This is a genomic window from Shinella lacus (assembly GCF_010994755.1).
Lineage (GTDB): Bacteria > Pseudomonadota > Alphaproteobacteria > Rhizobiales > Rhizobiaceae > Shinella > Shinella lacus.
In genome coordinates this window covers 100,141-126,654 of sequence record NZ_WHSB02000014.1, presented here as the reverse complement: position 1 = coordinate 126,654, position 26,514 = coordinate 100,141, and the positions used below count along the sequence as shown (strand labels likewise).

At 65.6% G+C, this 26,514-nt stretch carries 24 protein-coding genes; 4 read left to right on the top strand and 20 right to left on the bottom strand.

Translation table 11 applies throughout. From position 1 onward, the window contains the following. Window positions 1-3 precede the first annotated feature (3 nt). The 6 genes from GB927_RS27240 to GB927_RS27215 all read right to left on the bottom strand — a co-directional run bounded on the left by GB927_RS27240 (window position 4) and on the right by GB927_RS27215 (window position 5,792). Window positions 4-942, bottom strand: a complete 939-nt coding sequence (locus tag GB927_RS27240) for an electron transfer flavoprotein subunit alpha/FixB family protein (protein WP_256120374.1) — start codon at window positions 940-942, stop codon at window positions 4-6. A 152-nt stretch (window positions 943-1,094) separates the two neighbouring features. Beyond that, window positions 1,095-1,844, bottom strand: coding sequence for an electron transfer flavoprotein subunit beta/FixA family protein (locus GB927_RS27235; RefSeq protein ID WP_256120373.1), 750 nt, complete (start codon window positions 1,842-1,844; stop codon window positions 1,095-1,097). An 18-nt stretch (window positions 1,845-1,862) separates the two neighbouring features. Next, a complete protein-coding gene (locus GB927_RS27230; RefSeq protein WP_256120372.1) occupies window positions 1,863-2,720 on the bottom strand; it encodes a sugar phosphate isomerase/epimerase family protein in 858 nt (285 codons plus the stop codon). A gap of 3 nt (window positions 2,721-2,723) precedes the next feature. Next, the gene (locus tag GB927_RS27225) at window positions 2,724-3,872 is read right to left on the bottom strand and encodes a dihydrodipicolinate synthase family protein (protein ID WP_256120371.1); all 1,149 of its coding nucleotides are present in this window, start codon (window positions 3,870-3,872) and stop codon (window positions 2,724-2,726) included. Window positions 3,873-3,882: 10 nt separating this feature from the next. After that, window positions 3,883-4,653, bottom strand: a complete 771-nt coding sequence (locus tag GB927_RS27220) for a 3-ketoacyl-ACP reductase (RefSeq protein WP_256120370.1) — start codon at window positions 4,651-4,653, stop codon at window positions 3,883-3,885. Continuing rightward, on the bottom strand, window positions 4,650-5,792 hold the full coding sequence (locus GB927_RS27215) for an acyl-CoA dehydrogenase family protein (protein ID WP_256120369.1): 1,143 nt from the start codon (window positions 5,790-5,792) through the stop codon (window positions 4,650-4,652). The genes GB927_RS27220 and GB927_RS27215 overlap by 4 nt, the downstream gene beginning before the upstream one ends. A 155-nt stretch (window positions 5,793-5,947) precedes the next feature. Between GB927_RS27215 and GB927_RS27210 the strand changes: the two genes are divergently transcribed. Beyond that, entirely contained in the window at window positions 5,948-6,964 is a 1,017-nt protein-coding gene (locus GB927_RS27210; RefSeq protein WP_256120368.1) for an aldo/keto reductase, read from the top strand. A 42-nt stretch (window positions 6,965-7,006) separates the two neighbouring features. Here the strand turns inward: GB927_RS27210 and GB927_RS27205 are convergent, their stop codons facing one another. After that, window positions 7,007-7,774, bottom strand: coding sequence for an enoyl-CoA hydratase/isomerase family protein (locus tag GB927_RS27205; RefSeq protein WP_256120367.1), 768 nt, complete (start codon window positions 7,772-7,774; stop codon window positions 7,007-7,009). Beyond that, on the bottom strand, window positions 7,771-9,342 hold the full coding sequence (locus tag GB927_RS27200) for an acyl CoA:acetate/3-ketoacid CoA transferase (RefSeq protein WP_256120366.1): 1,572 nt from the start codon (window positions 9,340-9,342) through the stop codon (window positions 7,771-7,773). Before GB927_RS27200 ends, GB927_RS27205 begins: the two co-directional genes overlap by 4 nt. A gap of 128 nt (window positions 9,343-9,470) precedes the next feature. Here GB927_RS27200 and GB927_RS27195 point away from each other — a divergent pair, with 128 nt between their 5' ends. Continuing rightward, complete coding sequence (locus GB927_RS27195; protein ID WP_256120365.1) at window positions 9,471-10,289, top strand: aldo/keto reductase; 819 nt, start codon at window positions 9,471-9,473, stop codon at window positions 10,287-10,289. Window positions 10,290-10,342: 53 nt separating this feature from the next. Here the strand turns inward: GB927_RS27195 and GB927_RS27190 are convergent, their stop codons facing one another. From GB927_RS27190 to GB927_RS27160, 7 genes are all read right to left on the bottom strand, one after another. Beyond that, the gene (locus tag GB927_RS27190) at window positions 10,343-11,938 is read right to left on the bottom strand and encodes a GMC family oxidoreductase (protein ID WP_256120364.1); all 1,596 of its coding nucleotides are present in this window, start codon (window positions 11,936-11,938) and stop codon (window positions 10,343-10,345) included. Continuing rightward, window positions 11,938-13,434 carry an aldehyde dehydrogenase family protein gene (locus GB927_RS27185; protein ID WP_256120363.1) on the bottom strand — a complete coding sequence of 499 codons (1,497 nt, stop codon included), beginning with the start codon at window positions 13,432-13,434 and terminating at the stop codon, window positions 11,938-11,940. The genes GB927_RS27190 and GB927_RS27185 overlap by 1 nt, the downstream gene beginning before the upstream one ends. A 21-nt stretch (window positions 13,435-13,455) precedes the next feature. Then, entirely contained in the window at window positions 13,456-14,490 is a 1,035-nt protein-coding gene (locus GB927_RS27180; protein WP_256120362.1) for a zinc-dependent alcohol dehydrogenase, read from the bottom strand. A gap of 10 nt (window positions 14,491-14,500) precedes the next feature. Continuing rightward, window positions 14,501-15,442 (bottom strand): ABC transporter permease, encoded by a 942-nt coding sequence (locus GB927_RS27175; RefSeq protein ID WP_256120361.1) that lies wholly within the window; start codon window positions 15,440-15,442, stop codon window positions 14,501-14,503. A 7-nt stretch (window positions 15,443-15,449) separates the two neighbouring features. Next, a complete protein-coding gene (locus GB927_RS27170; protein ID WP_256120360.1) occupies window positions 15,450-16,955 on the bottom strand; it encodes a sugar ABC transporter ATP-binding protein in 1,506 nt (501 codons plus the stop codon). Between the two features lie 10 nt (window positions 16,956-16,965). Next, the gene (locus GB927_RS27165) at window positions 16,966-17,931 is read right to left on the bottom strand and encodes an ABC transporter permease (RefSeq protein ID WP_256120359.1); all 966 of its coding nucleotides are present in this window, start codon (window positions 17,929-17,931) and stop codon (window positions 16,966-16,968) included. 76 nt (window positions 17,932-18,007) lie between these two features. Next, window positions 18,008-19,123 carry a sugar ABC transporter substrate-binding protein gene (locus GB927_RS27160; RefSeq protein ID WP_256120358.1) on the bottom strand — a complete coding sequence of 372 codons (1,116 nt, stop codon included), beginning with the start codon at window positions 19,121-19,123 and terminating at the stop codon, window positions 18,008-18,010. A gap of 274 nt (window positions 19,124-19,397) precedes the next feature. On the opposite strand from GB927_RS27160, the gene GB927_RS27155 reads away from it, so the two are divergent. After that, window positions 19,398-20,051, top strand: a complete 654-nt coding sequence (locus GB927_RS27155) for a TetR/AcrR family transcriptional regulator (protein WP_256120357.1) — start codon at window positions 19,398-19,400, stop codon at window positions 20,049-20,051. A 47-nt stretch (window positions 20,052-20,098) separates the two neighbouring features. Here the strand turns inward: GB927_RS27155 and GB927_RS27150 are convergent, their stop codons facing one another. Together GB927_RS27150 and GB927_RS27145 are read right to left on the bottom strand one after the other, a co-directional pair. Next, window positions 20,099-21,256, bottom strand: coding sequence for a nuclear transport factor 2 family protein (locus GB927_RS27150; protein ID WP_256120356.1), 1,158 nt, complete (start codon window positions 21,254-21,256; stop codon window positions 20,099-20,101). A 30-nt stretch (window positions 21,257-21,286) separates the two neighbouring features. After that, on the bottom strand, window positions 21,287-22,012 hold the full coding sequence (locus GB927_RS27145) for an alpha/beta fold hydrolase (RefSeq protein ID WP_256120355.1): 726 nt from the start codon (window positions 22,010-22,012) through the stop codon (window positions 21,287-21,289). Window positions 22,013-22,246: 234 nt separating this feature from the next. On the opposite strand from GB927_RS27145, the gene hisD reads away from it, so the two are divergent. Further along, window positions 22,247-23,536, top strand: coding sequence for a histidinol dehydrogenase (gene hisD / locus GB927_RS27140; RefSeq protein ID WP_256120354.1), 1,290 nt, complete (start codon window positions 22,247-22,249; stop codon window positions 23,534-23,536). A 451-nt stretch (window positions 23,537-23,987) separates the two neighbouring features. Here the strand turns inward: hisD and GB927_RS27135 are convergent, their stop codons facing one another. The 3 genes from GB927_RS27135 to GB927_RS27125 are packed head-to-tail and all read right to left on the bottom strand — an operon-like array spanning window position 23,988 to window position 26,220. Continuing rightward, a complete protein-coding gene (locus GB927_RS27135; protein WP_256120353.1) occupies window positions 23,988-25,343 on the bottom strand; it encodes an amidase in 1,356 nt (451 codons plus the stop codon). Continuing rightward, complete coding sequence (locus tag GB927_RS27130) at window positions 25,343-25,513, bottom strand: hypothetical protein (protein WP_256120352.1); 171 nt, start codon at window positions 25,511-25,513, stop codon at window positions 25,343-25,345. The genes GB927_RS27135 and GB927_RS27130 overlap by 1 nt, the downstream gene beginning before the upstream one ends. Window positions 25,514-25,524: 11 nt before the next feature. Further along, window positions 25,525-26,220, bottom strand: coding sequence for an RraA family protein (locus GB927_RS27125; protein ID WP_256120351.1), 696 nt, complete (start codon window positions 26,218-26,220; stop codon window positions 25,525-25,527). Window positions 26,221-26,514: the final 294 nt, after the last annotated feature.

Here is a 26,514-nt window from a genome sequence, read left to right as displayed (position 1 = left end):
GTATCAACGCGCGCCGACGGCCTTTTCGAATTCCGGCAAGGCTTCGAAAATATCCGCCACGAGGCCATAATCGGCGACTTGGAAGATCGGCGCCTCCTCGTCCTTGTTGATCGCCACGATGACCTTACTGTCCTTCATGCCGGCCAGATGCTGGATCGCACCCGAGATGCCGCAGGCGATGTAGAGCTGCGGCGCAACCACCTTGCCCGTCTGCCCGACCTGCCAGTCGTTCGGCGCATAGCCCGCATCGACCGCAGCACGGGAGGCACCAACGGCAGCGCCGAGCTTGTCGGCAACCGGAAGAATGACCTCCTGGAATTTTTCAGACGAACCAAGCGCACGACCGCCCGAGATGATGATCTTGGCCGACGTCAGCTCCGGACGATCCGACGAGGACAGCGCGTCCTTGACGTGGGTCGAGAGGCCGGGGTTCGCAGCCGCCGAGACGCTCTCGATCGATGCACTGCCGCCCTCGCCTGCTGCCGCGAAGGACGCCGTGCGCACGGTGATCACCTTCCTGGCGTCGGTGGACTGGACCGTCTGGATCGCATTGCCGGCATAGATCGGACGCTTGAACGTATCGGCAGAGACGACCTCGATGATCTCGGAAACCTGGGCGACATCAAGCAGCGCTGCAACACGCGGCAGAACGTTCTTGCCGACCGAGGTCGCGGCCGAGACGATCGCCTCATAGCTGCCGGCAAGCGAGACGATGAGCGCTGCAAGCGGTTCTGCCAGATTGTTGGCAAGGGTTTGATCCTCGGCAACGAGCACCTTCGTCACGCCGGAAAGCTTTGCCGCCTGTTCGGCCGCAGCCTTTGCACCGGCACCGGCGACGAGCACATGCACGTCGGAACCGATCTTGCCTGCCGCCGTCAGCGCCTTTGCCGTCTGGTCGGAAAGGTGGGCATTGTCGTGATCTGCCAGAAGAAGAATGGCCATGATGATGTCCTTTGGAAAATGGTTCGGTCCCGAAAACCCGTCAGGCCCTGCCGAAAACGGTGGGGCGCGAGAACCGGCGCGCAGCGTACATCAGTACGTGAGCACCGGAAGCGCAGTGCCACGCCGTTTGCAGGCGGGCCTCACGGGTTTCCTTACAGCACGCCGGCTTCGTTTTTCAGCTTGTCGACGAGTTCGGCGACGCTCTTGACCTTGACGCCTGCCTTGCGGCCGGACGGTTCCTCGGTCTTCAGCACCTTGAGGCGCGGGCTCATGTCGACGCCGAAGTCGGACGGGGTCTTCTTGTCGAGCGGCTTCTTCTTTGCCTTCATGATGTTGGGCAGCGAGGCATAACGCGGCTCGTTGAGGCGCAGGTCCGTCGTGACCACGGCCGGCAGCTTCACGTCGATGGTCTGGAGACCGCCGTCGACTTCGCGGGTGACCTGGGCGGAACCCTCACCGATCTCGACCTTCGAGGCAAACGTCGCCTGTGCCCAGCCGAGCAGCGCCGACAGCATCTGGCCGGTCTGGTTGCTGTCGTCGTCGATCGCCTGCTTGCCGACGATGATCAGGCTTGGCTGTTCGGCTTCGGCGACACCCTTGAGGATCTTCGCCACGGCGAGCGGTTCGACGGCATCGTCCGTCTCGACCAGCACGGCGCGGTCGGCGCCCATGGCGAGCGCGGTGCGCAGCGTCTCTTCGGCCTTGGCCGGACCGATCGACACGACGACCACTTCCGACGCCTTGCCGGCTTCCTTCAGCCGCAACGCCTCCTCGACCGAAATCTCGTCGAACGGGTTCATCGACATCTTCACATTCGCTAGCTCGACACCCGAGCCATCCGCCTTCACGCGAATTTTGACGTTGTAATCAACGACCCGCTTGATGGGCACCAGCAGTTTCATAAAGAATCTCCTAAATCGTCAGCAGAGCGTGCGAAAACGCTCGACCATGACATCGAGGACCCCGCCGGGGTCCCGTTTCCACCAATTGTTCGCGGAAAAGATCTCCACCTCGCACGGCCCCGCATAACCCGCACCCTCGACGCTGGCGCGGATCGCCTTCAGATCGGCGACGCCGTCGCCCATCATGCCGCGGTCGAGCAGCACGTCGCGCGTATCGGCGAGCCAGTCGCACAGGTGGTAGCCGAAAATCCGGTCTTTTCCCGCGCGGCGCAACTGCGCATCGAGGTCCGTGTCCCACCAGACATGGTAGACATCGACCGCGATGCCGAGGTTCGGCGCCCTGACCGTTTCGCAAAGATCGACGGCATCGCGCACCGTGGTGAGGCAGGAGCGGTTGCCGGCATAGACGGGGTTGAGCGGTTCGAGCGCCAGCCGGACGCCGCGTTCCGCCGCATAGGGCGCGATCTCGGCGACACGGTCGGCGACGATTTTCAGGCTTTCCGCCATGCCCTTGGTGCCCGGATGCACGCCGCCGACCACGATGGTCAGCACATCGGCGCCAAGCCCCGCCGCCATGTCGATGGAGGCCTTGGCCTCATTGAGGACCGCGACTTTGTCCACCGCTTCCGTACCGACCAGAAACGGCGTGCGGCAAAGCCCGGCGACGGAAAGACCTGCCGCTCGCGCCCGTTCTCCGATCTCCACGGACCGCGCGCCGATTTCCCGCCGCCAGAAGACGATGGCGCCAAAGCCACGCTCTGCGCAGGCATCGATCACCCGCTCCGGCGACCAGCCCGCGCCATGGCCTTCCAGATTGTGCCCGAGGCTCGCGGTGTTGAGCGCAAGCGCCGAATGGTCGCTGGAAAAATCCCGCATCGCCTAGACCCCGTAGAGCGCAAGCAGCTTCTTCATGCGCTCCACGGCCAGCTCCGGATCGCGCAGCAGGCCGCACTGGTCGGCATGGCGGAAGAGGTCCACGAAATAGGGCAGCGGCCGCATGGCCTGCGCGCCGTTCAGCATGATGAAATGATCCTGGAACCCGTTGAGCCAGGCGAGGAAGACGACGCCCGTCTTGTAATATTGCGTGGGCGCACGAAAGATCAGCCGGGCGAGCGGCACGGTCGGATCGAGCGTCGCGCGGAAGCCGGCCTTGTCGCCCTCGCCCAGCCGCTCCACCGCGTAAGCCGCGGCGGGCGCCAGCGGATCGAAAATGCCGAGCAGGGCATGGGAAAAGCCCTCTTCGTCGCCTTCGATCAGTTCGGGATAGTTGAAGTCGTCGCCCGTATACATTTTCACGCCCGCCGGCAGGCGGCGGCGCATGCGGATTTCCTTCTCCTTGTCGAGAAGCGAGATTTTGATGCCGTCCACCTTGGCTGTGTTTTCGCCGATGACGGCAAGCGCCGTCTGCATTGCGGGGTCGAAATCGGCGCTGCCCCAGTAGCCGGCAAGCTGCGGGTCGAACATGTCGCCGAGCCAATGCAGGATCACCGGTTCGTCGCAGGCCGACAGCACGTCCGAATAGATTTTGATATAGTCCTCCGGCCCCCTGGCAACGCGCACCAAAGCGCGCGAGGCCATCAGGATGAGGCGCCCGCCGAGCTTCTGGATGGCTTCCGCCTGTTCCAGATAGGCGCGGCGCACGGCGTCGAGGCTGGTCACCGTCGCGGGGTCAAGATGGTCCGTGCCGCAGCCATTGGCGACCAGCGCATCGGGCAGTTCCTCGCGCGTGCGGCGGATGAGCTCCAGCGCGCCCGGCCAGTCGAGGCCCATGCCGCGCTGCGCGGTGTCCATCGCCTCCGCAATGCCGAGGCCGAGGCCGGCGAGGTAGCGGCGGAACTCCATGGTCTTTTCCCAATCGACCGTGGCGTGGCCGGAGGGATCGTTGGCGGTGAAGGGATCGGCCACCACATGGGCGGCGGAATAGACGGTGCGTGCCGGGTTTTTGCCGAGTTTGGCCGCGGCGATCGGCTGGCCCGTCAGGGTGTAGTCCGAGAGGCGGCCGGCGGTATCGGGAAGTGCGATAGTCATGAAAAAACCCTCAGAAGCGCGGCACGAGCATGCCGGCATCCGCCGGGATGGTGAGGCCGGTGGTGTAGGGAAGCCGCCCCGACGCAAGCGATGCGACCAGCGTGCCGATATCGCCGGGCTGGCCGACGCGGGGGAAGAGCGTCAGGCCCTGCTCCGCCCGTTCGCGATAGGCATCGATGACCGGCGCGGTCATTTCGGTGGCGATGAGGCCGGGCTGCACGTCGTAGACGGCGATCTCCTCGCGCCCGAGCCGCACGGCAAGCGCCTTGGACACCATGGCGGCCGCGGCCTTCGAGGCGCAATATTCCGAGCGGTGCTCGGCCACTGCGACGGCATTGGACGAGGTGATATTGACGATCGAATGGAAGAGCGGCGGCCGTTCGCGCGCCAGAAGGCGGCGGGCGAAGGCCTGGCTCAGGAAGAACAGCGCCTTGGCATTGACGGAAAAGCAGCGGTCCCAGCTTGTCTCCGACACATCCATCATGTCGCCCCGCTGGAGCACGCCAACGCCGGCATTGTTGACCAGCGTGGTGAGCGGTCCGAGCTTTTTCTCAATGGCGTCGAGCGCGGCTTCATGGCCGGCGATATCGGTAACATCAAACGGCGCGGCCACAACCGGCACGCCCAGCGCCGCAATGCGCGCGACCGCCGCCGACAGTTCCGCATCCTCGGCTGGGCCGTTGATAGCAACGGCAAAACCCTGGCCCGCGAGCGCTTCGGCCACCGCCAGCCCGATGCCGCGCGACGAGCCGGTGACGAGGGCGACGAGCTGGGCGCTCATGCCCTGGCACCCTTCTTCAGCAGTTCGCGCGCGATGATCATGCGCTGGATCTGGTTGGTGCCCTCGTAGATCTGCGTGATCTTGGCGTCGCGATAGAGCCGCTCCACCTCGAAGCCGCGGATGTAGCCCGAGCCGCCAAAGACCTGCACGGCATCGGCGGTGCGCTGCACGGCCATGTCGCCGGCAAAACATTTGGCGATCGAGCAGGCCTTCGTCGCATCTGCACCGGAATCGATCTTCGAGGCGGCGGAATGCACCAGCAGGCGTGCGGCCTCGATATCCTTCGCCATGTCGGCGAGCAGCCATTGCACGCCCTGGAAATCGGAAATCGCCTTGCCGAACTGTTTTCGCGTGCCGGCATAGTCTAGCGCGGCCTCAAGCCCCGCCTGGCCGATGCCGACTGCAAGCGAGGCGATGCCGACGCGGCCCTTGTCGAGCACCGACATCATCATGTGGAACCCGCGGCCTTCCGTGCCGAGCAGGGCGTCGGCGGAAAGGCGCACATCGGCGAAATTCAGCGCGCCGACCTGGCTGGCGCGCTGGCCCATCTTGTGTTCCTTCGGACCGCGCTCGACGCCCGCCGCATGCAGGTCGACGATGAAGATCGACATGCCGCGATTGCCGGCCTCCTTGTCGGTGCGGGCCAGCACGAAACCGTAATCGGCGACCGGCGCATTGTGGATCCAGATCTTGCCGCCATCGAGCCGCCAGCCGTCGCCGTCGCGAACGGCCGTCGTGCGGATGCCCGAGACATCGGTGCCGGCCTCCGGCTCCGTGATGCAATAGGCGACCTTGGCGCGCATGCCGAGAATGTCGGGAAGCAGCGCCTGCTGGCGCTCCGTGCCGTGGCGCACAAGCAGGGTCGAGATGAGCTCGACCAGGCCGCACTGGTCGGCGACGGAGGCGTAGCCGCGGCTCAGCTCCTCCATCACCAGCGCATAGGTGAGCGTATCGAAGCCCGGTCCGCCGAGCGCCTCCGGCACGCCGATGCCGAACAGGCCGAGCTTGGCCATCTCGTCATAGAGGGCGGCGGGGAAACTCTCCTCGCGGTCCAGTTCCTCGGCCAGAGGGCGGATCATTTCATCGGCGAAGGCGCGCGCCATGTCGCGCACCTGCTCCTGCGTTTCCGTGAGATACATCGGCTTCGTCTCGCTTCTAGTAACTATCTGGTTACATACATGTGACGGATGCACGACGTCAAGCCGGAAAAATTTCCAAACGTGTACGAACCTGCTTGCGCAGGGGGTTGGGCCGTGCTTACTATTCACCATATGGTTACTTATGGAGGATAAGTATGCACGCGAGCGACAAGCGAAAATTCGGCCGCACGGATATCGAGGTCACCAGTTTCGGCTTCGGCACCGCCCCCCTCGGCAACATTTTCCAGGAGATCGACGAAGCGACGGCCGCGGCCATGTTTGAACATGCCTGGGATGCCGGCGTGCGCTTCTTCGATACCGCGCCGATGTATGGCCATGGCCTGGCGGAGCTTCGCACCGGCCATGCGCTGCGCTGGAAGGAGCGCGACGATTTCGTGCTCGCCTCGAAGGTCGGCCGCCTGCTGCGCCCGGCCCGGCGCGACACGATCGATTTTGCGCCCTGGAAGAACGCCGCGCCCTTCACCATGCATTTCGACTATAGCTACGACGGCACGATGCGCGCCTTCGAGGACAGCCTGCAACGGCTGGGGCTGGAGCGCATGGAGATGTGCTTCATCCACGACATCGACGTTTTCACGCGCGGCGATGCGCAGCCGGAAGTGTTCGAGCAGGCGATGGACGGCGCCTGGCGGGCACTCGAAAAGCTGCGATCGGAAAAGCTGGTGAAGGCGATTGGCGTCGGCGTCAACGAATGGCAGGTCTGCCACGAGGCGCTGAAACGCCGCGACTTCGACTGCTTCCTGCTGGCCGGCCGCTATACGCTGCTGGAACAGGACGCGCTCGATGCCTTCCTGCCGCTCTGCGAAGAGCGCGGTGCCGCGGTCGTGGTGGGTGGCGGTTTCAACTCCGGCATCCTGGCCACCGGCGCGAAGGAGGGCGCCAAATACAATTACGCCCCGGCGCCCCGCGAGATCCTGGAAAAGGTCGCGAAGATCGAGGCCGTCTGCGCCGAACACGGCGTGCCGCTCGCCGCCGCCGCCCTGCAATTCGTGGTCGCCCACCCGGCCGTACCGTCCTTCATGGCGGGCACGCGCACGGTGGAGCAGCTGGACCAGAACCTTGCCTGGTTCTCGCACCCGATTCCCGGTGAGTTCTGGGCGGATCTGAAGCGCAAGGGATTGTTGCGCGAGGACGCGCCGGTGCCGGCCTGAACCTGCCGCCCGTGCCGCTTGGCGGCGCGGGCGTCCTGTCTGCTAAAACGCCGGCGGCCGCTTTTCCCGGTAGGCCGCAAGGCCCTCCGCGAGGTCCGCCGATGCCGCGGCCGCGGCACCTGCCAGCGCCTCGACGACGCGGGCATTCTCTTCGCCCTCTGCGGCGTTGATCAGCATTTTCGTGAGCTCGGTGGCGCGGGGCGCGCGTTTCAGCACGCGCTGGGCGGCGGCCTCTGCCGCGACCGTGCCTTCGCCCGTTTGCACGACCTGGTCGACCAGCCCGAGCGCCAGCGCCTGTTCCGCCGAAAAGACCTCGCCGAACAGCGCCATGCGGCGCACCAGCGACGAGCCGAAACGCCGCGACGCACGCTGTGTGCCGGACCAGCCGGGAATGATGCCGAGGCCAGGCTCCGGCTGGCCGATCTTCACATGGGCTTCCGCAATGCGCAGGTCGGCGCAGGCGGCCAACTCCAGCCCGCCACCGAGCGTGTGCCCGTTCAGCACGGCGATCAACGGTATGGTGAGGCGCGCCAGGGCGTCGAAGGCGTCATGCCCATCGCGCAGCCAACGGCGCGAAAACGCCTCCGCATCGAGATTGCTCCAGGCCGCGATATCGCCGCCCGCGGAAAAGGAGCGTGCGCCCTCGCCGGTCAGAATGGCGACGCGCGCCTCCGACCGCTCGATATCCCGGCAGGCCTGCAAAAGCGCGTCGACCATTCCGGCGTCGATGGCGTTCAGTTTTTCCGGGCGGCGCAGCGTCAGCCGGGCGATGCGGTCCTCGACGACGAGCGCGATGCGCGGGTCGCTCACAGCGCGAGACCCATAGTCTCGGCGCGGAACAGCGCGGCGTCCATGGTCTTCAGCGTCTCGGAGACCCTGAGCGGCGTGGCCGCCTGGTCGAGCACGTCGCGCTGGAGATCGAGGCCGGGCGCGATTTCGGTGACGACCAGCCCATCCGCCTCAAGCCGAATGACGCAGCGCTCGGTGACATAGGTGATGTCCTGCCCCTGCGCGCGGGCGCGTTTTCCCGAAAAACTGACCTGGTCGACCTTCGGCACGATCTTGGCGATGCGGCCTTCCTTGTCGATGACCAGCCGGCCGTCCTCGATGCGCATCTTCGCGCCCGCATTGAAATTGCCGGAGAAGACGATCTTTTTCGCCCGCGCTGTGATGTCGACGAAGCCGCCGGCGCCGGCGGTGCGGTGCGGTGTGGCCGCCAGCCGGCTGACATTGACCGAGCCTTCGGCGTCGATTTCGAGGAAGGACAGCAGCGAACAATCGAAGGCGCCGGCCTGGAAGTAGCAGAACTGGTGCGGTGAGGCGACGAAGGCTTCCGCATTGGAGGCGCAGCCGAACTTGAAATCGAGCAGCGGCACGCCGCCGACGGCGCCCTGCTCGATCACCCAGGTGATCTTGCCGTGATGGCCTTCCTCGATGAGGATGCGCGGCACATTGGCCGAAATGCCGAAGCCGATATTGACCGCCCAGTCCTCCCGGAGCTCCTGCGCCACGCGCCGCGCGATCACCTTGCCGACGTCGAGCGCCGGCAGGCGGAAGGTGTCGAGCGGGCGGAAAAGCTCGCCGGAGATCGCCGGATCATAAGGCGTCGCCGTCGTCTGCAACTGCTCCGGCGCCTCCACGATGACATCGACGAGAATGCCAGGCACGCGCACATCATGCGGCCGCAGCGAGCCGCTGGCCGCCACGCGCTTGACCTGCGCGATGACGAGGCCGCCGGAATTGCGCGCGGCAAGCGCCATCTCCATGGCACCGAGGGTTGCGCCCTCTTGCTCGAAAGTGAGGTTGCCCTTCTCGTCGGCGGTCGTGGCGCGAATGATCGCGACGTCCGGCCGGATGGCCGGAAAATGCAGCCAGTCCTCGCCGGCAAATTCGACGCGTTTGACGAGCGGCTTGGCCCGCGCGCTGGCATTCATCGCACAGCCGTCCTGGTCGGGATCGACGAAGGTCTCCATGCCGACCTTGGTCAGCACGCCCGGCCGCTTGGCCGCACCCTCGCGCAGCATGTCGAAGACGATGCCGGAGGGCACGTTCCAGGCGGCGAGTTCTTCCTTCAGGATCATCTGCCAGATGAGCGGCGGCTCGGCATTGCTCGGACCGGAAGGGTAGGAGCCGCCGATGATCTTTTCCAGCATGCCGGGCTTGGCGATGTGGTCGACGCCTTTGGTGCCGAAGAAATCGCCGGCCGCGATCGGGTGAACGGAGGTCAGCCCGCGCGGATGGCCCTCGCGATCGAAGCGTTCGCCGAGCGCTTTCAGCACGGCATCCGGGCAGCACAGGCCCGAGGAAGAATTGACGGCGACGACCGCGCCATCCTTGACGAGCCTGGCCGCCTCCTCCGCCGTCTTCACCTTCTTCATGGCTGAATCCTCCGATCTCCATTGCATTAAGTAACTAACTAGTTATACATTAAGCACGGCCGGAGCAATCGGGCAAGCAAGATTTTCGCGCCCGCACTGCCGGCGCATCGACCAGCCAAGGAGGAGGCATGAACATCTATTTCCAGAAGAGTTTCCAGCGCGGTTTCGGCACCTATCCGCTGAAGGGCGACGACCTGTGCGCCGCCGTGGACGCCGCACTCGAAGCCGGTTACCGGGCGTTCGATACGGCGCAGATGTATGGCAACGAAGCCGAGACCGGGGCGGCCCTTGCCGCCGGCGGCGTCGCCCGCACCGAGCTTTGCATCACCACCAAGGTGCATCCGGACAATTACAGCGCGGAGAAATTCATCCCCTCGGTGGAGGCGAGCCTGGAAGCGCTGAAACTCGACCGCGCCGATGTGCTGTTGCTGCACTGGCCGCCGGCGGATGGCGATGTCGCCCCGTCGCTGCGCCTGTTGCAGGAGGCCCATGACAAGGGCCTGGCGGGCGCGGTCGGCGTGTCGAACTATACGGCGCGCATGATGCGGGATGCAAAAGCGGTCGTCGATGTGCCGCTCGTCACCAACCAGGTGGAATTCCACCCGCTGCTCGACCAGAACAAGCTCCTCGCCGCCGCGACGGAGACCGGCATTCCGCTCTCCTCCTATGCCTCGGTGGCGCGGGGCGAAGTCTTCAAGCACGGTCTTTTTGCGGAAATCGGCGAAGGTTACGGCAAGTCGGCCGCCCAGGTCGTTCTGCGCTGGATCCTCCAGAAGGGCGTGCCGCTCAACACCATGTCGACGAAGCCGGCAAACATCCGGGCGAATTTCGAGATCATGGATTTCACCCTCTCCTCCATCGACATGGCCCGCATCGACACCCTCAACGCCACCGGCTACCGCATCATCAAGCCGGGATTGCTGCCGTGGGTGCCGGAGTGGGATTGAAACAAAAAAGGGCGGCCGTTGGGCCGCCCTTTTTGCTTGGGAGTTAAACTGGATCACGCATTGCCACGGATCATGTCCGCCGCCTTTTCGCCGATCATGATCGTCGCCGCATTGGTGTTGGAGCCCACGAGGCTGGGCATGGTGGAGCTGTCGCAGATGCGGATGCCGTCGAGGCCGTGCACGCGCAGTTGCGGATCGACCACCGACAGGGCATCGCGTCCCATCTTGCAGGTGCAGGTGGGGTGATAGGAGGTGCGGCCGAACTGGCGGGTATAGGCGATGTAATCCGCCTCCGTGCGCACGTTTCTGTCCGGGAAATGCAGCGCCTTGATGTATTTCTGCAAGGACGGCTGGGCGAAGATTTCCTGGCTTATTTTGACCCCCTCGACCGAGATCCTGATGTCGTCCGGATCGCTCAGGAAGTTCGGGTCGATGACCGGCAGCGCGCGCGGATCGGCCGAGCGTAGCGTCACGGTGCCACGGGATTTCGGCCGGAGCGTATAGGAATTGAGCGTGATGCCGGAGGAGCCCTTCGGCACGCCGGGAACGCCTGCCTCCGCACCTGCGCCTGCAAGGAAATGGAATTGCAGGTCCGGCGTCGGGCTCGCCTTGTCGCCATACCAGAAGGCGCCGCCTTCCACCACGTTGGAAGTGATAGGGCCGGAGTTGAACAGCGTATATTGAATGCCCGCCCAGATCGACCAGTGCAGCTTGTTGTACTTGTCCAGGCTGTCGTGGTTCTTCAGTTCCGCGACGATATCGACGCCGAAATGGTCCTGCAGGTTCTGCCCGACGCCGGAAAGATCCTGCACCACATCGATGCCATGGCTCTTCAGCGTATCGGCCGGGCCGATACCCGACAGCATCATCAGCTTCGGCGTGCCGATGGCGCCGGAGGTGACCAGCACTTCGCTGTCGGCCCGCGCCGTCCGGCGCTTGCCGTCCACCTCGAAATCGACGCCCACGGCGCGACGGCCTTCGAAGACCACGCGCAGCACGAGCGCGCCCGTCACGACCGTGAGGTTCGGGCGCTTCAGCGCCGGGCGCAGGTAGCCGACGGCGGCCGAGCAGCGGCGGTTGTCGCGCGTCGTCGTCTGGTAGACGCCGGCACCTTCCTGCACCGGGCCGTTGAAATCCGGATTGTAGGGAATGCCGAATTCCTGGCAGCTCTGCACGAAGGCGCGCGTCATGCGCTGGGGTTCGGGAATGTTCGAGACGCCGAGCGGGCCGTCGGTCCCGTGCCAGGCGCCGGAGAGGATGGAATTGCCCTCCGAGCGCAGGAAATACTTCTGGATGTCCCTGAAGCCCCAGCCCTCGGCACCCTCCTCTACCCAGCGGTCATAATCGCCGGGCACGCCGCGGGTGAAAACCTCGGCATTGATGGAGGAGCCGCCGCCGAGCACCTTGGCCTGCGCGTAGAGGATCTCGCGGTTGTTGGCGTGTTTCTGCGGCGCGGTCTTGAGGCCCCAGGTCAGCGGCCCCGTCGTCATCTTGGCGAAGCCGACGGGCATGTGGATCAGCGGATTGGTATCGCGCCCGCCCGCCTCGATGAGGCAGACGCGCGCGGACGGATTTTCGGATAGCCGCGCCGCCAGCACGCAACCCGACGTGCCGCCCCCGACGATCACATAGTCGTAGCCCTCTGCCATCATGCGATCCAATGCGTGCGCTTGCCGATCTCGATATGAACGGATTTCACCTGCGTGTACTCCTCCACCCCGTAGACGCCCGCCTCGCGGCCCCAGCCGGACTGCTTGAAACCGCCGAGCGGCATTTCGGGACCGCCCGCCATGATCGTGTTGACCCAGAAGCGCCCGGCGCGAACCCGGCGGCTCACTGTCAGCGCCTTATCGATATCCTTCGTCCAGACGCTCGCCGCAAGCCCATAGACCGTATCATTGGCAAGCTGGATGGCTTCTTCCACCGTGTCGAAGTGCATGGAGCACAGAACGGGACCGAAAATCTCTTCGCGCGCGATCGCCATGTCGCGGGACACGCCGGAAAACAGCGTCGGCGCGATATACTGGCCGCGGCCGAGATCGACCGGCCCGCCGCCGGCGAGCAACGTCGCCCCCGCGGCCTTGCCCTTGGCGATATAGTCGAGGATCGTGGCGTTCTGCGCCTCGGTCGTGATCGCGCCGACCTGCGTCGCCTCGTCCAGCGGATCTCCGACGCGGATCTTGGCCATCTTCTCCACCAGCAGCTTTTCGAATTCGGCGGCGACGGAGCGCTCGACGATGAGACGGGAAGAAGAGACGCAGCACTGCCCGGTGTTGAAGCTGATGCCGAAGGCGGCGCCGTCGGCGGCGTCCTCCAGGTTGGAATCGGCGAAGACGACGATCGGGTTCTTGCCGCCGAGTTCGAGGCCAAGCTTCTTGAAATTGCTGTCGGCGGCGGCATGCACGCAGGAGCGGCCGACCGCGGTCGAACCGGTGAAGGACAGCATATCGACGTCCGGATGCTCGGACAGCGCCTGGCCGATGGTGCGGCCGGAACCGGTGACGACATTGTAGACGCCGGCGGGCAGGCCCGCTTCCGCCAGCACTTCGGCGAGCAGCAGCGTCGTGGCGGCGGTGACTTCCGAGGGCTTCACGACCATGGTGCAGCCGGAGGCGAGGATGAAGGGCACGCGCTCGCAGAGAATGAGGAACGGGAAGTTCCACGGCGTGATGAGCCCGACGACGCCGATCGGCTCGCGCAGCACCATGCCGAAAAGGTCGTCGCCCAGCGAGTTGAAGCTGTCGCCATGCAGCAGGCGGGCGGCACCGGCGCCGACCTCGAAACAGGCGATGCAATGGTCGATCTCGCCGCGCGCCTGGGAGATCGGCTTGCCGTTTTCCAGCGCCTCCCAATAGGCGATCTCGTCGCGGCGGCGGCGCAGCACTTCGGCGACGCGAAGCAGCACGCTGCCGCGCGCAGCACCCGAAAGGCCGGACCAGCGGCGATCCTCGAAGGCGCGGCGGGCGGCGGCGACGGCGCCGTTGAGGTCGTCGACCGTGCAGCGCACCGTGCGGGTGACGGGCGTGCCGTGGCCGGGCGAGGCGCGCTCGAAGTGGTCCACGCCGTCCTTCCACTCGCCATCGACGAAGAAGCCGAAGGTGCGCGCTGCGGTCGGGGGCGAAAGGAACGGGGTCTTCTGGTCCATGGGATCCTCTACTTCGATTGTTTATGCCGCGATGGCGATTTGCGTCTTCAGGTCCTGCGGCCGGTCGGCCAGCGTCTCGAAGGCCTCCTGGATGCGCTCCAGCGGATAGCTCGCCCGCGTGAAATCCTCCGTCCGGAAACGGCCATGCGACAGCAGCGTCAGCGCGTCGTGCATGTCCTCGCCCATGCCGGCGACGGAGCCCTTCAGGCTGCCCTCCTCCAGCACGGTCTTGAGGATGTCGACCGGCACCGTGTCGCCCGGCGGCGTGATGCCGAAGAAGGCGACATGGCCGCCGCGGCGTGCCAGATCGAAGGCCTGCTCGTAGAGCCTTCTGTTGCCGACGCTTTCGATCACTAGGTCCGCGCCGCGCCCGCCGGTCATCTCCAGCACGGTCTGCTTCAGACGGCTCGGATCGGACACCGCGGCATCGGCCCCCGCCTCGATCGCCATGCGGCAGCGCTCGGCCGAGAGGTCGGTGACGATGATCGGGGCGGCTCCGGTGAGGCGCATCATCTGCACGTGCAGGTTGCCGATCGGCCCGGCGCCGAAGATGACGACCGACTGGCCGAACGCCGCCCGCGCCTTGCGCGCCGCGCGAACGACGCAGGCGACGGGCTCGGTGAGCGCCAGAACCTCGTCGGCAATGTTGCCCGTCACGGGGATCGCGAGCCGCGCCGGCACCGCGACGAATTCGGCAAAGGCGCCGTCGCGGCCGATGCCGACCTGGGTGACCTCGGCGCAGTTCAGCACCTCGTTGCGGCGGCAGAAGAAGCAGGTGCCGCAGCCGATGTTGATATCGACCACGACGCGCGTGCCGATGGCGAGCTGGCGAACATTCGCGCCGCGCTCCGCGATCGTCCCGCAGAATTCGTGGCCGGGGATCAGCGGCAATTTGTCGGCGGCGTAGTGGCCGTTGAAGATATGGATGTCGGTGCCGCAGATGCCGGTGCGCGTGACCCGCACCAGCACATCCTCCGGGCCGATGGCCGGCACGGGGACGTCGCGCAGTTCGAAGCGTTTCGGGGCGGTGAGGACTGCCGCGCGCATGGTGCTCATGGCCTGTGCCTCACTTCACGGTGCGCAGCTTGGCGCGGTCGATGGTGAGCGCGATGGCGACGATCAGCACGATGCCGAACACCATCTGCTGGCGCGTCGCGTCGATCTCGAAATAGAGCATCGAGGCGCGTATGACGGCGACGATGAGCGTGCCGACAACCGTATTGACCACCCCGCCGACGCCGCCGGTGAGCGGCGTGCCACCCACCAGCACGGCCACGATGGCCGGCAGCAGGAAGCCGTTGGCAATCGTCGGCGCGCCGCCCGAGAGTTTCACCGCGAAGAGCAGGCCGGCAATGGCGGCAAGTGCGCCGGAAATCGCAAAGGCGAGGATCTTGTAGCGCGCGACGTTGAGGCCCGAGGCCGCCGCCGCAAGCTCGCCGGCGCCGACCGCTTTGAGCGCCCGCCCCAGCGTCGTTCGCCGCTCGATGAACAGGCAGATGGCGACCAGCACCGCGGCGATCAACAGCTCATGCGGCACGCCCCAGGTGCGGCCGATCATCCAGCCGAAGGTCTCGTTGCGCTGGACGGCATCCATGTTGAGCGCGCGCTGGCCGGAAAGCCATTGTGCGATGGAGAAGGCGACGCCGCCGATGGCGAGCGTCGAGATGAAGGAGGGCACGAAGAGCCGCGTCGTGACGTAGCCCGACAGCATGCCGAGCAGGAAGCCGGCGGCCACGCAGAACACCGCGACCCAGGCGCCCATCGAGGCGAGGTAGACGGAGGCGATGACCGTCACCATGTTGGCCATGGACTGGGCGGACAGGTCGATGCCGCCGATATAGATGGCGAAGGTCAGCCCGAGCGCCATGATGAACAGCGGCACGATATCGCCGGCAAGGCCGAGCAGGTTGGACGGGCGCAAAAAGCCCGGATCGGTAAAGCCGACGATCGCGACGAGCACGACCAGCGTGATCCAGGGCAGGTGCGGTTTGAGGCGCTGAATATCCATTGGTCCCTCAGATCATGTAGTGCAGGAGGTCGTAGGGCGTGGGCTTGGCGCCCGGCTCGCAGGCGAACTGCTTCTGGATGCGACCGTCCTTGACGACGATGATGGTGTGCGACAGGCCGATCGCCTCTTCGAGCGTATCGGCCACGAGCACGATGCCGACGCCGGCCGCACTCATGGCGCGGATCATGTCGTAGACATCTTCCTTGGCGCCGATGTCGAGGCCGCGTGTTGGGTGGTCGAGCAGCATGATGTCCGAGCCGCCGGAGCGCCATTTCGCGAGCACCACCTTCTGCTGGTTGCCGCCGGAAAGGTTGCCGCAATCGGCGAATTCGGAATGCGCCTTGATCGAGAGTTTCTTGATCCAGTCGCGCGCCAGCGCTCGCTCTTCGGCCACGCGCAGCACGCCGCCGCGCGAATGGTTCTTCATCTGCGACAGCGTCATGTTCTCGTAGACATTCATGCCGGCGACGATACCCTCGACCTTGCGCTCGCGCGGCACGTAGCCGACGCCATGGGCGACCGCGTGGCGGGGCGAATAGCCGGCCGCGTCCTCGCCCTTGATGCGTAGTTGCCCCGTCGTTGCCGACAGCATGCCGTAGATGGTGCGGAGAATAGCCTCGCGGCCGGAGCCCTCCGTGCCGACGAGACACAGCACTTCGCCGGCATGCAGCTTCAGCGAAATGTCCTGGATGCGGCCGGGCAGGCCGACGCGGTCCATCTCGACCAGCACTTTCGAGGCGTCATAGGGCGCCTGCAGGTGCTCGCGGTAATATTGCTTGTCGACGTTGCGGCCGACCATCTTGTGCTGGATGGCCTCCGCCGTCGCGCCGCCGCGCGCCACCACGTCGACCACCGCACCGTCCTTCATGACATAGATGCGGTCCGACAGGTCCATCACCTCGTCCATGCGGTGCGAGACGAAGATGAAGGAGGCGCGGGTGGTCAGTTCCCGCACCAGCTTGAAGAGAAGCTGCACTTCTTCCTTGGAGAGAACCGAGGTGGGCTCGTCGAGCAGGATGACGAGGTCGCCCTTCACCCGCTCCTCCAGCGTCAGCACCTTGGCAAGCTCGACGAGCTGGCGCTGGGCGAAGGAGAGTTTCGACGTCACCATGCCGGGATCGATGTCGAGCTTCACCTTGGCGAGCTGGGCCTTGGCGGCCCGCGCCATCGCCTTCCAGTCGACCACGCCGAAGCGCACGAACTGCTGTTCATAGCCGAGGAAGATGTTTTCCATGACGGTGAGGTTGGGGATGAGCGACTGTTCCTGGAACACCATCCCGATGCCCTTTTCCATCGCCTGGCGCGGATTGGCAAACCGCACCGGCACGCCCTTGATGAGGACCTGGCCGCCATCCGGCTGGTAGGCGCCGTAGATGACCTTCATCAGGGTGGACTTGCCGGCGCCGTTCTCGCCGACCAGGCCGACGATCTCGCCGCGCTCGACATGGAAGTCGATGGCCTTCAGGGCGTGGACGCCGGGGAATTTCTTGTCGACGGCTTTGAGCTGATACATGGCGCGCGCCTCACTTCACGAAGGAAACCATCTTGCGGTCTGTCGACAGCACGACGGCAACGATGACGAGCAGGCCCAGCACCCCGTCCTGGACGAAATCCGGCAGGCCGATGACGACCATGCCATTGTCGATGACGCCGACGATGAGCACGCCGACCAGCGCATTCCACACGCCGCCGATGCCGCCCCACAGCGCCACGCCGCCGACGACGACGGAGGTGATGGAGACGAACATGAAGTTCGAGCCCGTCACCGATTCCGCCTGGCCGATGCGGGCGACGACGAGGATGGCGGCGATGGCATAGAAGACGCCCGCCAGCGCAAAACCCGTGACGCGCACCCGGGTGACGTTGAGGCCCGAGGCATGCGCCAGGTCCTCGCCGCCGCCGACGGCGTAGAAATTGCGGCCGAGCGTCGTGTGGGTCTGGATGAACCAGGCGACGAAGAGGAAGAAGGCGGCGATGTAGACCATCAGCGGGAAACCGAGCCAGCGCACGGTGAGCAGCCCGCGGAACGCCGCGTCGCTGACCTTCACGATATCGCCGCCGGTAAGCAGGATGGCAGCCCCCGTGCCGACGAAGCCCATGGCGAGGCTCGCCATGAAGGAGGGTATCCTGAGCTTCACATGCACAATGCCGTTGAGCAGCCCGATCGCGCCGCCGAGCACCAGCACCAGCGGAATGGCGATCCAGCCCATGCCGCCGAGCGACCCGCCGAACTGGGCGAAGATGAAGGCGAAGGCGACCGCGGTCAGCGAGATCGTGCCTTCCATGGAAAGGTCGATCGATCCCATGACGATGATGAAGGTGACGCCGACGGCGACCATCAGCGCGGGCGCCGAGGCGATCGCGATGCGCGCAAAATTCCGCAGCGAGAAGAAGGTTGGATTGAGCGCCGTGAAAAAGATCACGAGTGCGAGCAGCACCAAGAGCGGCGCCCACTTGATCAAGGTTTCGCGCGATAGGCGACGTGTCACGTCAGACACCCCTCTTCCCGATGAGATTTAATGTAAGAAAAGTGGCGGCAGCGCTCGGGCTGCCGCCGGGCCTACTTTAGGCCTTGTACTGGATCTGGCCGTTCGACGGCCCCCAGAAGTCTTTCCAGTCGTAGACCGGCACGGAATCGAGATATTTCGCCTTGAATTCCGCCGCGTCCTTGGCCGTGACGAGGATTGACGGGCCGTAGAATTCGCGGTGTTCCTTCGGCTCTTCGGAGGGTTTGAAGCTGCCGATCGCGGCATGGTAGGCGAGCGCCGCGCTGATGCCCCCGCCCCAATGGGGATTGGTGAAGACGGTGGCGAGAAGCTGGCCGTCCATGACCATCTGCACGGCTTCCGGATTGCCGTCATAGGCGACGATCGGCATGTCCTCGATGCCTTCTGCCCGCAAGGCTTCGATGACGCCATAGGCGATGTTGTCATTGGCGCAGTGCACGCCCTTAATCTTGTCGCCGTAGCGCGTGAGGAAGGAGGCCATCAGGGCAGCACCCTTCTGGGTGTCCCAGTCGGCGGGCTGCGCATCGAGGAGCTCGATGTTCGGGAAATCCTTCAGCGCATTCTTCAGGCCGTTGAGGCGCTCGACCGCCGGGTTGTTGGCCGCGATGCCGCCGAGATGCACGACGCCACCCTCGCCGCCCATCGCCTCGAAGAGAATGCGGGCGGTCTGCTCGGCCGGCTGCTCGTCCGACCAGGTCATGTGCGAGACGTAGTTGTCGCCGAAATCCCACGGATGCAGGTCGTCGGTCTTGTTCCAGATGGTCGAGATATAGGCGCCGGCCGCCTGCACGGCTTCCACGACGGGGCGCGCATTCGGGCTGTCATTGGCGTCGCAGGCGATGGCGCAATTGCCGTTGTTCTTGGCGAGGAACGCCTTGATGTCGGCGAGCGACTTTTCCGTCGAGCCCTCGTTGATGAGGCTCACCAGCGCGCTCTTCGGCTTGCCGAGCGATTCCACGAAGGCCTCGCCGCCGGCGATGACCGAGTTCCAGTAGGCCGACGCCCGGTCGCGGTAGCTCCAGGCAATCGCCGGGTCCGTCAGGGCGGCATGGGCTGCGCCGCGGCCAAGCAGGCCGGGTGCCGCGACGGCGCCGAGGCCGGCGGCGGTCGCCAGCAAGAAGTTGCGACGGCTGACCGTCTCCCGCTCGATGAAATCCTTGATAAAGGTCGACATAGGTTCCTCCCGATTCCCCAATTGAAACGCTTCCCGCGCCGCGGCCGGCTCGACGGACCCGAAGGTCGCTCCCGGCTTTCGCCCGAAGTGCCTCAGAGCGTCTCTCACGCCACTTAACGCACTAACTAGTTACTTCTTTAGTTTCCCCCAAGTCAAGTGGTTTTCAACAGCCGCGCGCCACGCAATCGTCGCGACCCGCTTTGACGGACGGCGATCTGTACGTGTATGAGTTGCAGGCAAGACATCCCGACTGCGCAAAGGACAGGCCCCGAGCATGACGAGCGAACAGACAGAAAAACCGGTCCGCAAGCCGCGCATCCGGGACGCGGAAGCCACCAAGGCGCGCATTCTCGATGCGGCGAAAAAAGAGTTCGCAAAGAATGGCTTGGGTGGGGCGCGGGTGGACGACATCGCCGAAAAGGCGAAGGCCAACAAGCGCATGATCTACCACTATTTCGAGAGCAAGGAGGGCCTGTTCCAGACGGTGCTGGAGGAGGTCTATCTCGACATCCGCAGCGCCGAGCAGAAGCTCCACCTGGAGGATCTCGACCCCAAGGCGGCGCTTGAAAAACTCGTGCGCTTCACCTGGGAATATTACCTGAAGAACCCGGAATTTCTGACGCTCGTCAACAGCGAGAACCTGCACCGGGGCAAGCATTTGAAAAAATCGGAGATCGTCAAGGCATCGAGCCGCAAGCTCGTCAGCATGGTCGACACGCTGCTGGAGCGCGGCATAAGGGAGGGCGTTTTCCGCGAGGGCGTCGACCCCGTGCAGCTCAACATCACCATCGCCGCTGTCAACTACTACTACCTGACCAACCGCTTCACCGGCTCGATCATCTACGACCGCGACCTGATGGCCAAGGATGCGCTGGAAGGCCGCATCCACTTCAACATCGAGACGATCATGCGACTGGTGTGTCGCTAGTTTTTTGAGGGGACGGGCCGCCTCGGCCCGCCCCTCTCATCGGCGGATCAGTCGGCGCTGCCCGACTGGCGGGCAAGCTCGGCGAGCTTGACCTGCACCAGCAGCGACAGCTCGTCATAGACGTTCCACTCGTCGACGATCTTGCCGTCCTTGTAGTGGAAATGCGTCATGCCCATCACCTGCAGGCGGGCGCCGGTCGGCTCGCCGAGTTCCTGCAATATGCCGTAGCCGAGGTGGTGGCCTTCCATCAGCCAGCGCACCGCAACCTTGGTGCCACCCTCCTCGCAGGGGTTGGAGCAGATGTGCTGCGCGGTGAACGCGGCATCCGGGATCGAGCCGATCAGGCCGAGATGCTGGTGCGTCACGGCGGCGATGCCGTAAAGCTCCTTCATCAGCGGCCCGTGATACTGGCAGGTCGGCGCATAGACATCCTTGATGCGGCCGAACATGCGCCCGTTGAACATGTCGTGCAGCCAGCGCAGCGTATGCGCCTCCAGATCGTTATGCGCGATCGAGACGTCCGCTTCTGCTTCCGGCGGATATTGCCCGAGCAGCCGGCGGTTCTCGCCGATATCGAGCGACAGCAGGCCCTTGTCGAACGAGGACTTTGCGAGCTTTTCGGCAAAGCCGTGCGGATCGAGGCCGAGCTGCTTGATGATCGCCATCGTATCGGCCACCACCCACTCACGGTAGATCTTGTTGCGGTGGATCATGCAGTCGGCGATGGTGCGCGACACGAAGGTGCGCCCCGTCGGCTGGCCGTAATGGCCGAACTGCGTGTGCCGGCCGGAGCCGGTGACGAGGTGCGAGGTGTAAAACCCCTCCACATCATTGCCGCGCCACAGGACCTGGGTCGCCATGCCGCGCCGCTCCGGCAGCGAGACGAGCCGCTGGATCGTGTCGCGCACCACGTCCTCGCGATTGTAGATCGTGCCGAGCGTGCCGTAGAGCACGCAATTGTGCGTGTAGTGCGAATAGATCAGGCCGATGTCGCGCTCGTCCCAGATCCGGTGCGTACAGCGCACGATATAATCAACGATGTCGGTATAGATCTCGTCGAAACCCTCCAGCGACTGGCCGCGCGCACGCCCGATGGGCGCAAGCTCGGTATAGTCGCGGCGCTCGACCTGCAACACCTGTTCCACCGGTTCCTTGCGCTGGCTCTGCGCCACGGTTTTTGCGCCCTTGGCGTCGTCCTCGCTCATGACATGTCCTTCCATTCGATCCTGTCGGGGTTACGATAGAGTGTTCAGCCAGCGCCGCAGATGGAGCGCCATGGCTTCAGGGTTTTCCAGCGGCGCGAAATGTCCCGCATCCGCGATGAGATGAAGTTGCGCGCCCGCAATGCCGGCCGCAATCTCGTGTTGCGCTTCCAGCGGACAAACCTGCTCCTCGGCGCCGGCCAGCACCAGCGTGGGCTGCGCGATGGCGCCCAGTCGCGGCCGGCTGTCAACGCGATGGATGGCAACCTCCGCCTGCTCCGCCAGCCGGTCCGGTCCGCAGTCACGCGCCATGGCGACGATCGTGTCGCGCAGGCCGGCATTGTCGACGTTGCCCGCGGCGACCAGCCGCGGCCAGGCATCGAGGATGAAGCCGTCCATGCCCTTTTCACGGGCATCCGCGACGGACTTGCGCCGTACCGCCGCGTTCGCCGGCGGATCGGGCCGCGCCGTCGCATCGATCAGAGCAAGCCCGCCGATGCGCTGCGGCGCGCGGGCGACCATTTCGAGCGCGCAGATGCCGCCCAGTGAAAAGCCGGCAAGCAGGAAAAACGGCGGCGCGGCGGCGAGGACCGCCTCGGCGAGATCGGGCATGGTTGTCGCCGCGCCCATATCGCCGATCAGCACCGGATAATCGCCGAGCCTGTCGATCAGCGGCGCAAATACCCTGGCATCACAGGCGGTGCCCGGCAGCAGCAGGAGCGGTGGGCGTGGGTCGTTGGTCGTCGGAACGGCGGTCATCGTCAGGGCATCCGAAGCATCGCCATCACGCTCCTTTTCCGCCCCGAATGGGTGCGAAACGAGTTTGTGACGGCCTGTTGGAAAAAAGACTGGCAGATTTTGAATACGTATGCAATAGGATTTGTGCTCGATCATTTCGAACGCACGGGACACAGTTTCCAGGCCGAACCTCAAAGGTTTCGCCGACGGGAAAGCCGTGCCCGCGCACCATCAGGCTCAGTGGAGAGACAGGCCATGACCAGCAAGGATACGCCGATGAAGGGCGTGCAATACGTGAAGGCACCCGAACGCGACTCGATCGGCGACAACGCCTCGGTCGAAACTTTGGTGGCGCAGATCATCGCCGACGTGCGCGAGCGGGGCGACGCCGCCGTGCGCGACTATTCTGTGAAATTCGACAAGGCCGAGCTTGCCGCCTTCGAGGTAACGCCGGAGGAGCGGGAAGCCGCACTCGCGGAACTCGACCCGCAGACCCGCGCCGACACGGAATTCGCCATCGGCAATGTGCGCAAATTCGCCGAGGCGCAGCTCGCCACCATCCTGCCGCTGGAAATCGAGCTTCGCCCCGGCCTGCATCTCGGCCACCGCGTCATCCCCATCGAGCGCGTCGGCTGCTACGTGCCGGGGGGGCGTTACCCCCTGCTCTCCGCGCCGATCATGACCATCGTGCCGGCAAAGGTCGCCGGCTGCAACGAGGTGATCGCCTGCCTGCCGCCGAATGCCCACCGCGCGATGATCGCCGGCTGCCACCTGTCGGGTGCCGACCGCATCTTCCGCATCGGCGGCGCCCAGGCGATCGCCGCCATGGCCTATGGCACCGAGACCGTGCCGTCTGTGCACAAGATCGTCGGCCCCGGCAATGCCTTCGTCAACGAGGCAAAACGACAGGTTTTCGGCCCCGTCGGCATCGACCAGCTCGCCGGCCCCTCGGAAATCTTCATTGTCGCCGATGAGACCGGCGACGCCGTGATGATCGCCACCGACCTGCTCGCCCAGGCCGAACACGACATACGCACCCGCGTCGGCCTCATCACCACCGACCGCGCGCTCGCCGAGGCGACATTGAAGGAGGTCGAGCGCCAGCTGTTGGATCTCTCGACCGCCCCCGTCGCCGGCCAGGCCTGGCGCGATTATGGCGAGATCGTCGTCTGCGGCGACGAGGCCGCCATGATCGCCTACTCCGACCACATCGCCGCCGAACACCTGCAAGTCCACACGCTCGACCCGCAGGCGACGGCCAGGAAGCTGCGCAACTACGGCTCCCTCTTCATCGGCGAGCTCGCCAGCGTCGTCTATTCCGACAAGTGCTGCGGCACCAACCATACGCTCCCGACCATGGGCGCCGGCCGCTACACCGGCGGCCTCTGGGTCGGCGCTTACGTCAAGATCGCCACCCACCAATGGCTCGACGAACGCGGCGTCACCGCCGTCGCCCCACCCGCCGCCCGCCAGAGCGCCAGCGAAAGCCTCGAAGGCCACCGCCGCGCGGCACAGCTCAGGCTTGATCGGTTGCAGAAGGCCTGAATGTTCTCTGCCCCACCGTCCCAGACGGCACGGTGGTCGCACCCCCTCATCCGACCCTTCGGGCCACCTTCTCCCCGTGGGGAGAAGGGAGGGAGGATGCGGCCGCCGAAGTGCCAGCGAAAGCGTGGAGACCACTGATAGGCGATGCAGTTAAGGGATCTAGTCTTTTGGGTCCCCTGCGGCACTGTTCCGGGCAGCAGTGGTCACAACCCCCTTATCGGACCCTTCGGGCCACCTTCTCCCCGTTGGGGGTGAAGGGAAAACGAGAGGCCGGCGATCCTCCCCTTCTCCCCCACGGGGGGAAGGTGCCGGCAGGCGGATGAGGGGGTTTTTTCGACGGTTCGAGCTGTCTCAACAGGCGGCCGTGACGGCCACAGGGTTGCCACAACGCCACCCCACCCTCCGTCATCCTCGGGCTCGACCCGAGGATCCAGGCGGCCGCAACCAGCCGTCAGGGCCGTGGTGGCTTCGATGCCGAAAAATCGCTGGCCATCTCATAAGCATGGCCGATCTGGCACACTGTCGCCTCGTCCCCCGTCTTGCCGACGAGTTGGAGGCCGAGGGGCAGGCCGTCGGCAAAACCGCAGGGCACGGATAGCGCCGGATGGCCGGTGACGTTGAAGGCGATGGTGCGCATCGGCGTCCACCGCGCCGCCTCCCCGGCGAAGTCGGCAAAGGGGATCGCCGGCGTCAATGTCGTCGCCGTCAGGATGGCGTCGACGCGGGAGAAGACGGTGCGGTCGAGCCGGGTGCGCAGGCGCGCGGCGGCCTGGCGTGCGTGGGCGAGATCGTCCGGCGTCAGGCAGAGGCCGGAGGCGATGTTCTGGAAGACCTTGCGGCTGTAGTGCGCGCCGGATGCGGCGAGTTGCCGGCGGTGGATTTCGAAGGCTTCGGCATGGATGATGACCGCGCCGACCGCCTCGAAATCCGCTGCATCCGGCAGCGTCACCTCTTCGATCCGGGCACCGAGCAGCGACAACAGGGAGGCGGCACCATCAATGGCGTCGAGCAGCGCCGGCAGGGTTTCCGGATCGCCGGCAAACCAGTCGCGGGCGTAACCGATCGTGAGGCCGTCGAGCGACGTGCCGAGGCGCGTGGTAGCGTATGCGCCGTCGGCGATGGCATCGAACGTGATGGCCGCTTCCGCGACGGAGGCGCTGACGAGGCCGACGTGATCGAGGCTTGGCGACAGCGGAAAGGCGCCGCGGGTAGGGATGCGGCCATAGGTCGGCTTGAGGCCGACGGCGCCGCAATAGGCGGCGGGGCTGCGCACCGAGCCGCCGGTATCCGAACCGATCGTGGTGCGCACCAGCCCGCCGGCAACCGCCGCGGCCGAGCCGGACGAGGAGCCGCCGGTGGCGCGGCTGGTATCCCAGGGATTGGCGGCCGGCGGAAAGGCGCGGTCGAAGACCGGACCGACCATGGCGAATTCGTAGGTTTCGAGCTTGCCGAGCAGCACCGCCCCGGCAGTCCTTAGCCGGCGAACCACCTCGGCGTCGCCGGTCGGCACGCGTCCGGCATGCAGGTCCGAGCCATAGGTCGTCGGCATGTCCGCCGTGTCGAAGAGATCCTTGATCGCGACGGGGATGCCCTGCAACGGCCCGAGATCCTCGCCGCGGGAAAACGCGGCGTCTGCCTCGGCGGCCGCAGCCTGCGCACTTTCGGCGGCGACATGCAGGAAGGCATGGTAGGCGCCGTCACGTTCCGCGATGCGGGTAAGATGCGCCTCGGTCAGCGCCACGGAGGTCAGGCGTCCGTCGCGAAGCCGCGCGGCGGCCTCGGGGATGCTGAGATCAGCGGCCGTCATCACGGCTTTTCGTCCGCGGCGATGTCGTCCAGCCGCTGAGCCGCCTCGTGCAGGTGCTGCGCGCCGGCCAGCACGAATTGTTCACGCTCGGGGGCGATGGTGATGCCGCTGGCGCGGGCCTGTTTGCGGAGGATGGCCAGCGTCGGGCGGGCGGTTTCGGGTTGGGCCATGGCGTGCTCCGTCAGGTCCTGGCGGCCTCGAATGTGGCCCATGCGGCTTCGAACTTTGCGAGATCGAAGCCGGGCTGTCGAGCGGGTTCGAGGATCAGCTTTTCGGTGGCCTGCAATTTCTCGATCGAGGCGGCAAGCACCGGGATGATCTCCGGCGGCACAACGACGGCGCCGTGGCGGTCGGCATGCACGAGGTCGCCGGGATGGACGGTGAGGCCGAAGACGGTGACGGGCACGCCGATCGCCTCGACATGCACGAAGGCGTGGCTCGGGCCGAGCGAGCCGGCGAGCATGGGAAAGTCGTCCGGCACGTCGCCGAGGTCGCGCATGACGCCATTGGTCAGCACGCCGTAAAGGCCGAGCCCGCGATGCACCGTGGCGTTGATCTCGCCCCAGAAGGCGCCGACGCAATCGGGGAAATCCGTGTCCTCGATGACGACGAGCGAGGGTGCCGGGCCGCTCGCCATGTGGCGGTAATAATCCATGCGCCGTGTGCGGATGGTGGCGGGGTCCTCCGTCGAGGGGGAGGCGGCGGCGATCTTTGCCGTGCGGGCGTAGCCGACGATCGCCGGGGCCGATGGCGCCGAGCTGATCAGCGTGCCGCGGGTGAAGGCATCGAAGCCGCGCTTGCCCTGCGCCACCTCGATCGCGTTGCAGACGGTGGGCGTGTCGACCGTGCGCAGCAGGGCGAGAAGTGCGTCGTCCAAGGGATGTCCTCCAAAACGTGTTGCGGGGAAGAGGCGGCACGTTTGCCGCCCCGTTGAGAAAGCCCCCTCGTCCGCCTGCCGGCACCTTCTCCCCGTGGGGGAGAAGGGGAGGATCGTCGGCGCTTCGTTTCCCTTCTCCCCACGGGGAGAAGGTGGCCTGAAGGGTCGGATGAGGGGGATGGGCGATGCGCTCGCCCCGCCCTTTTCCAGACCGTTTCCACCGAAGGGGCATCGCTTCGGCGTCGGCGGCAAAACCAAGAAACGAAAGCAATTCCGGTGAGCCGGAGTTCACCG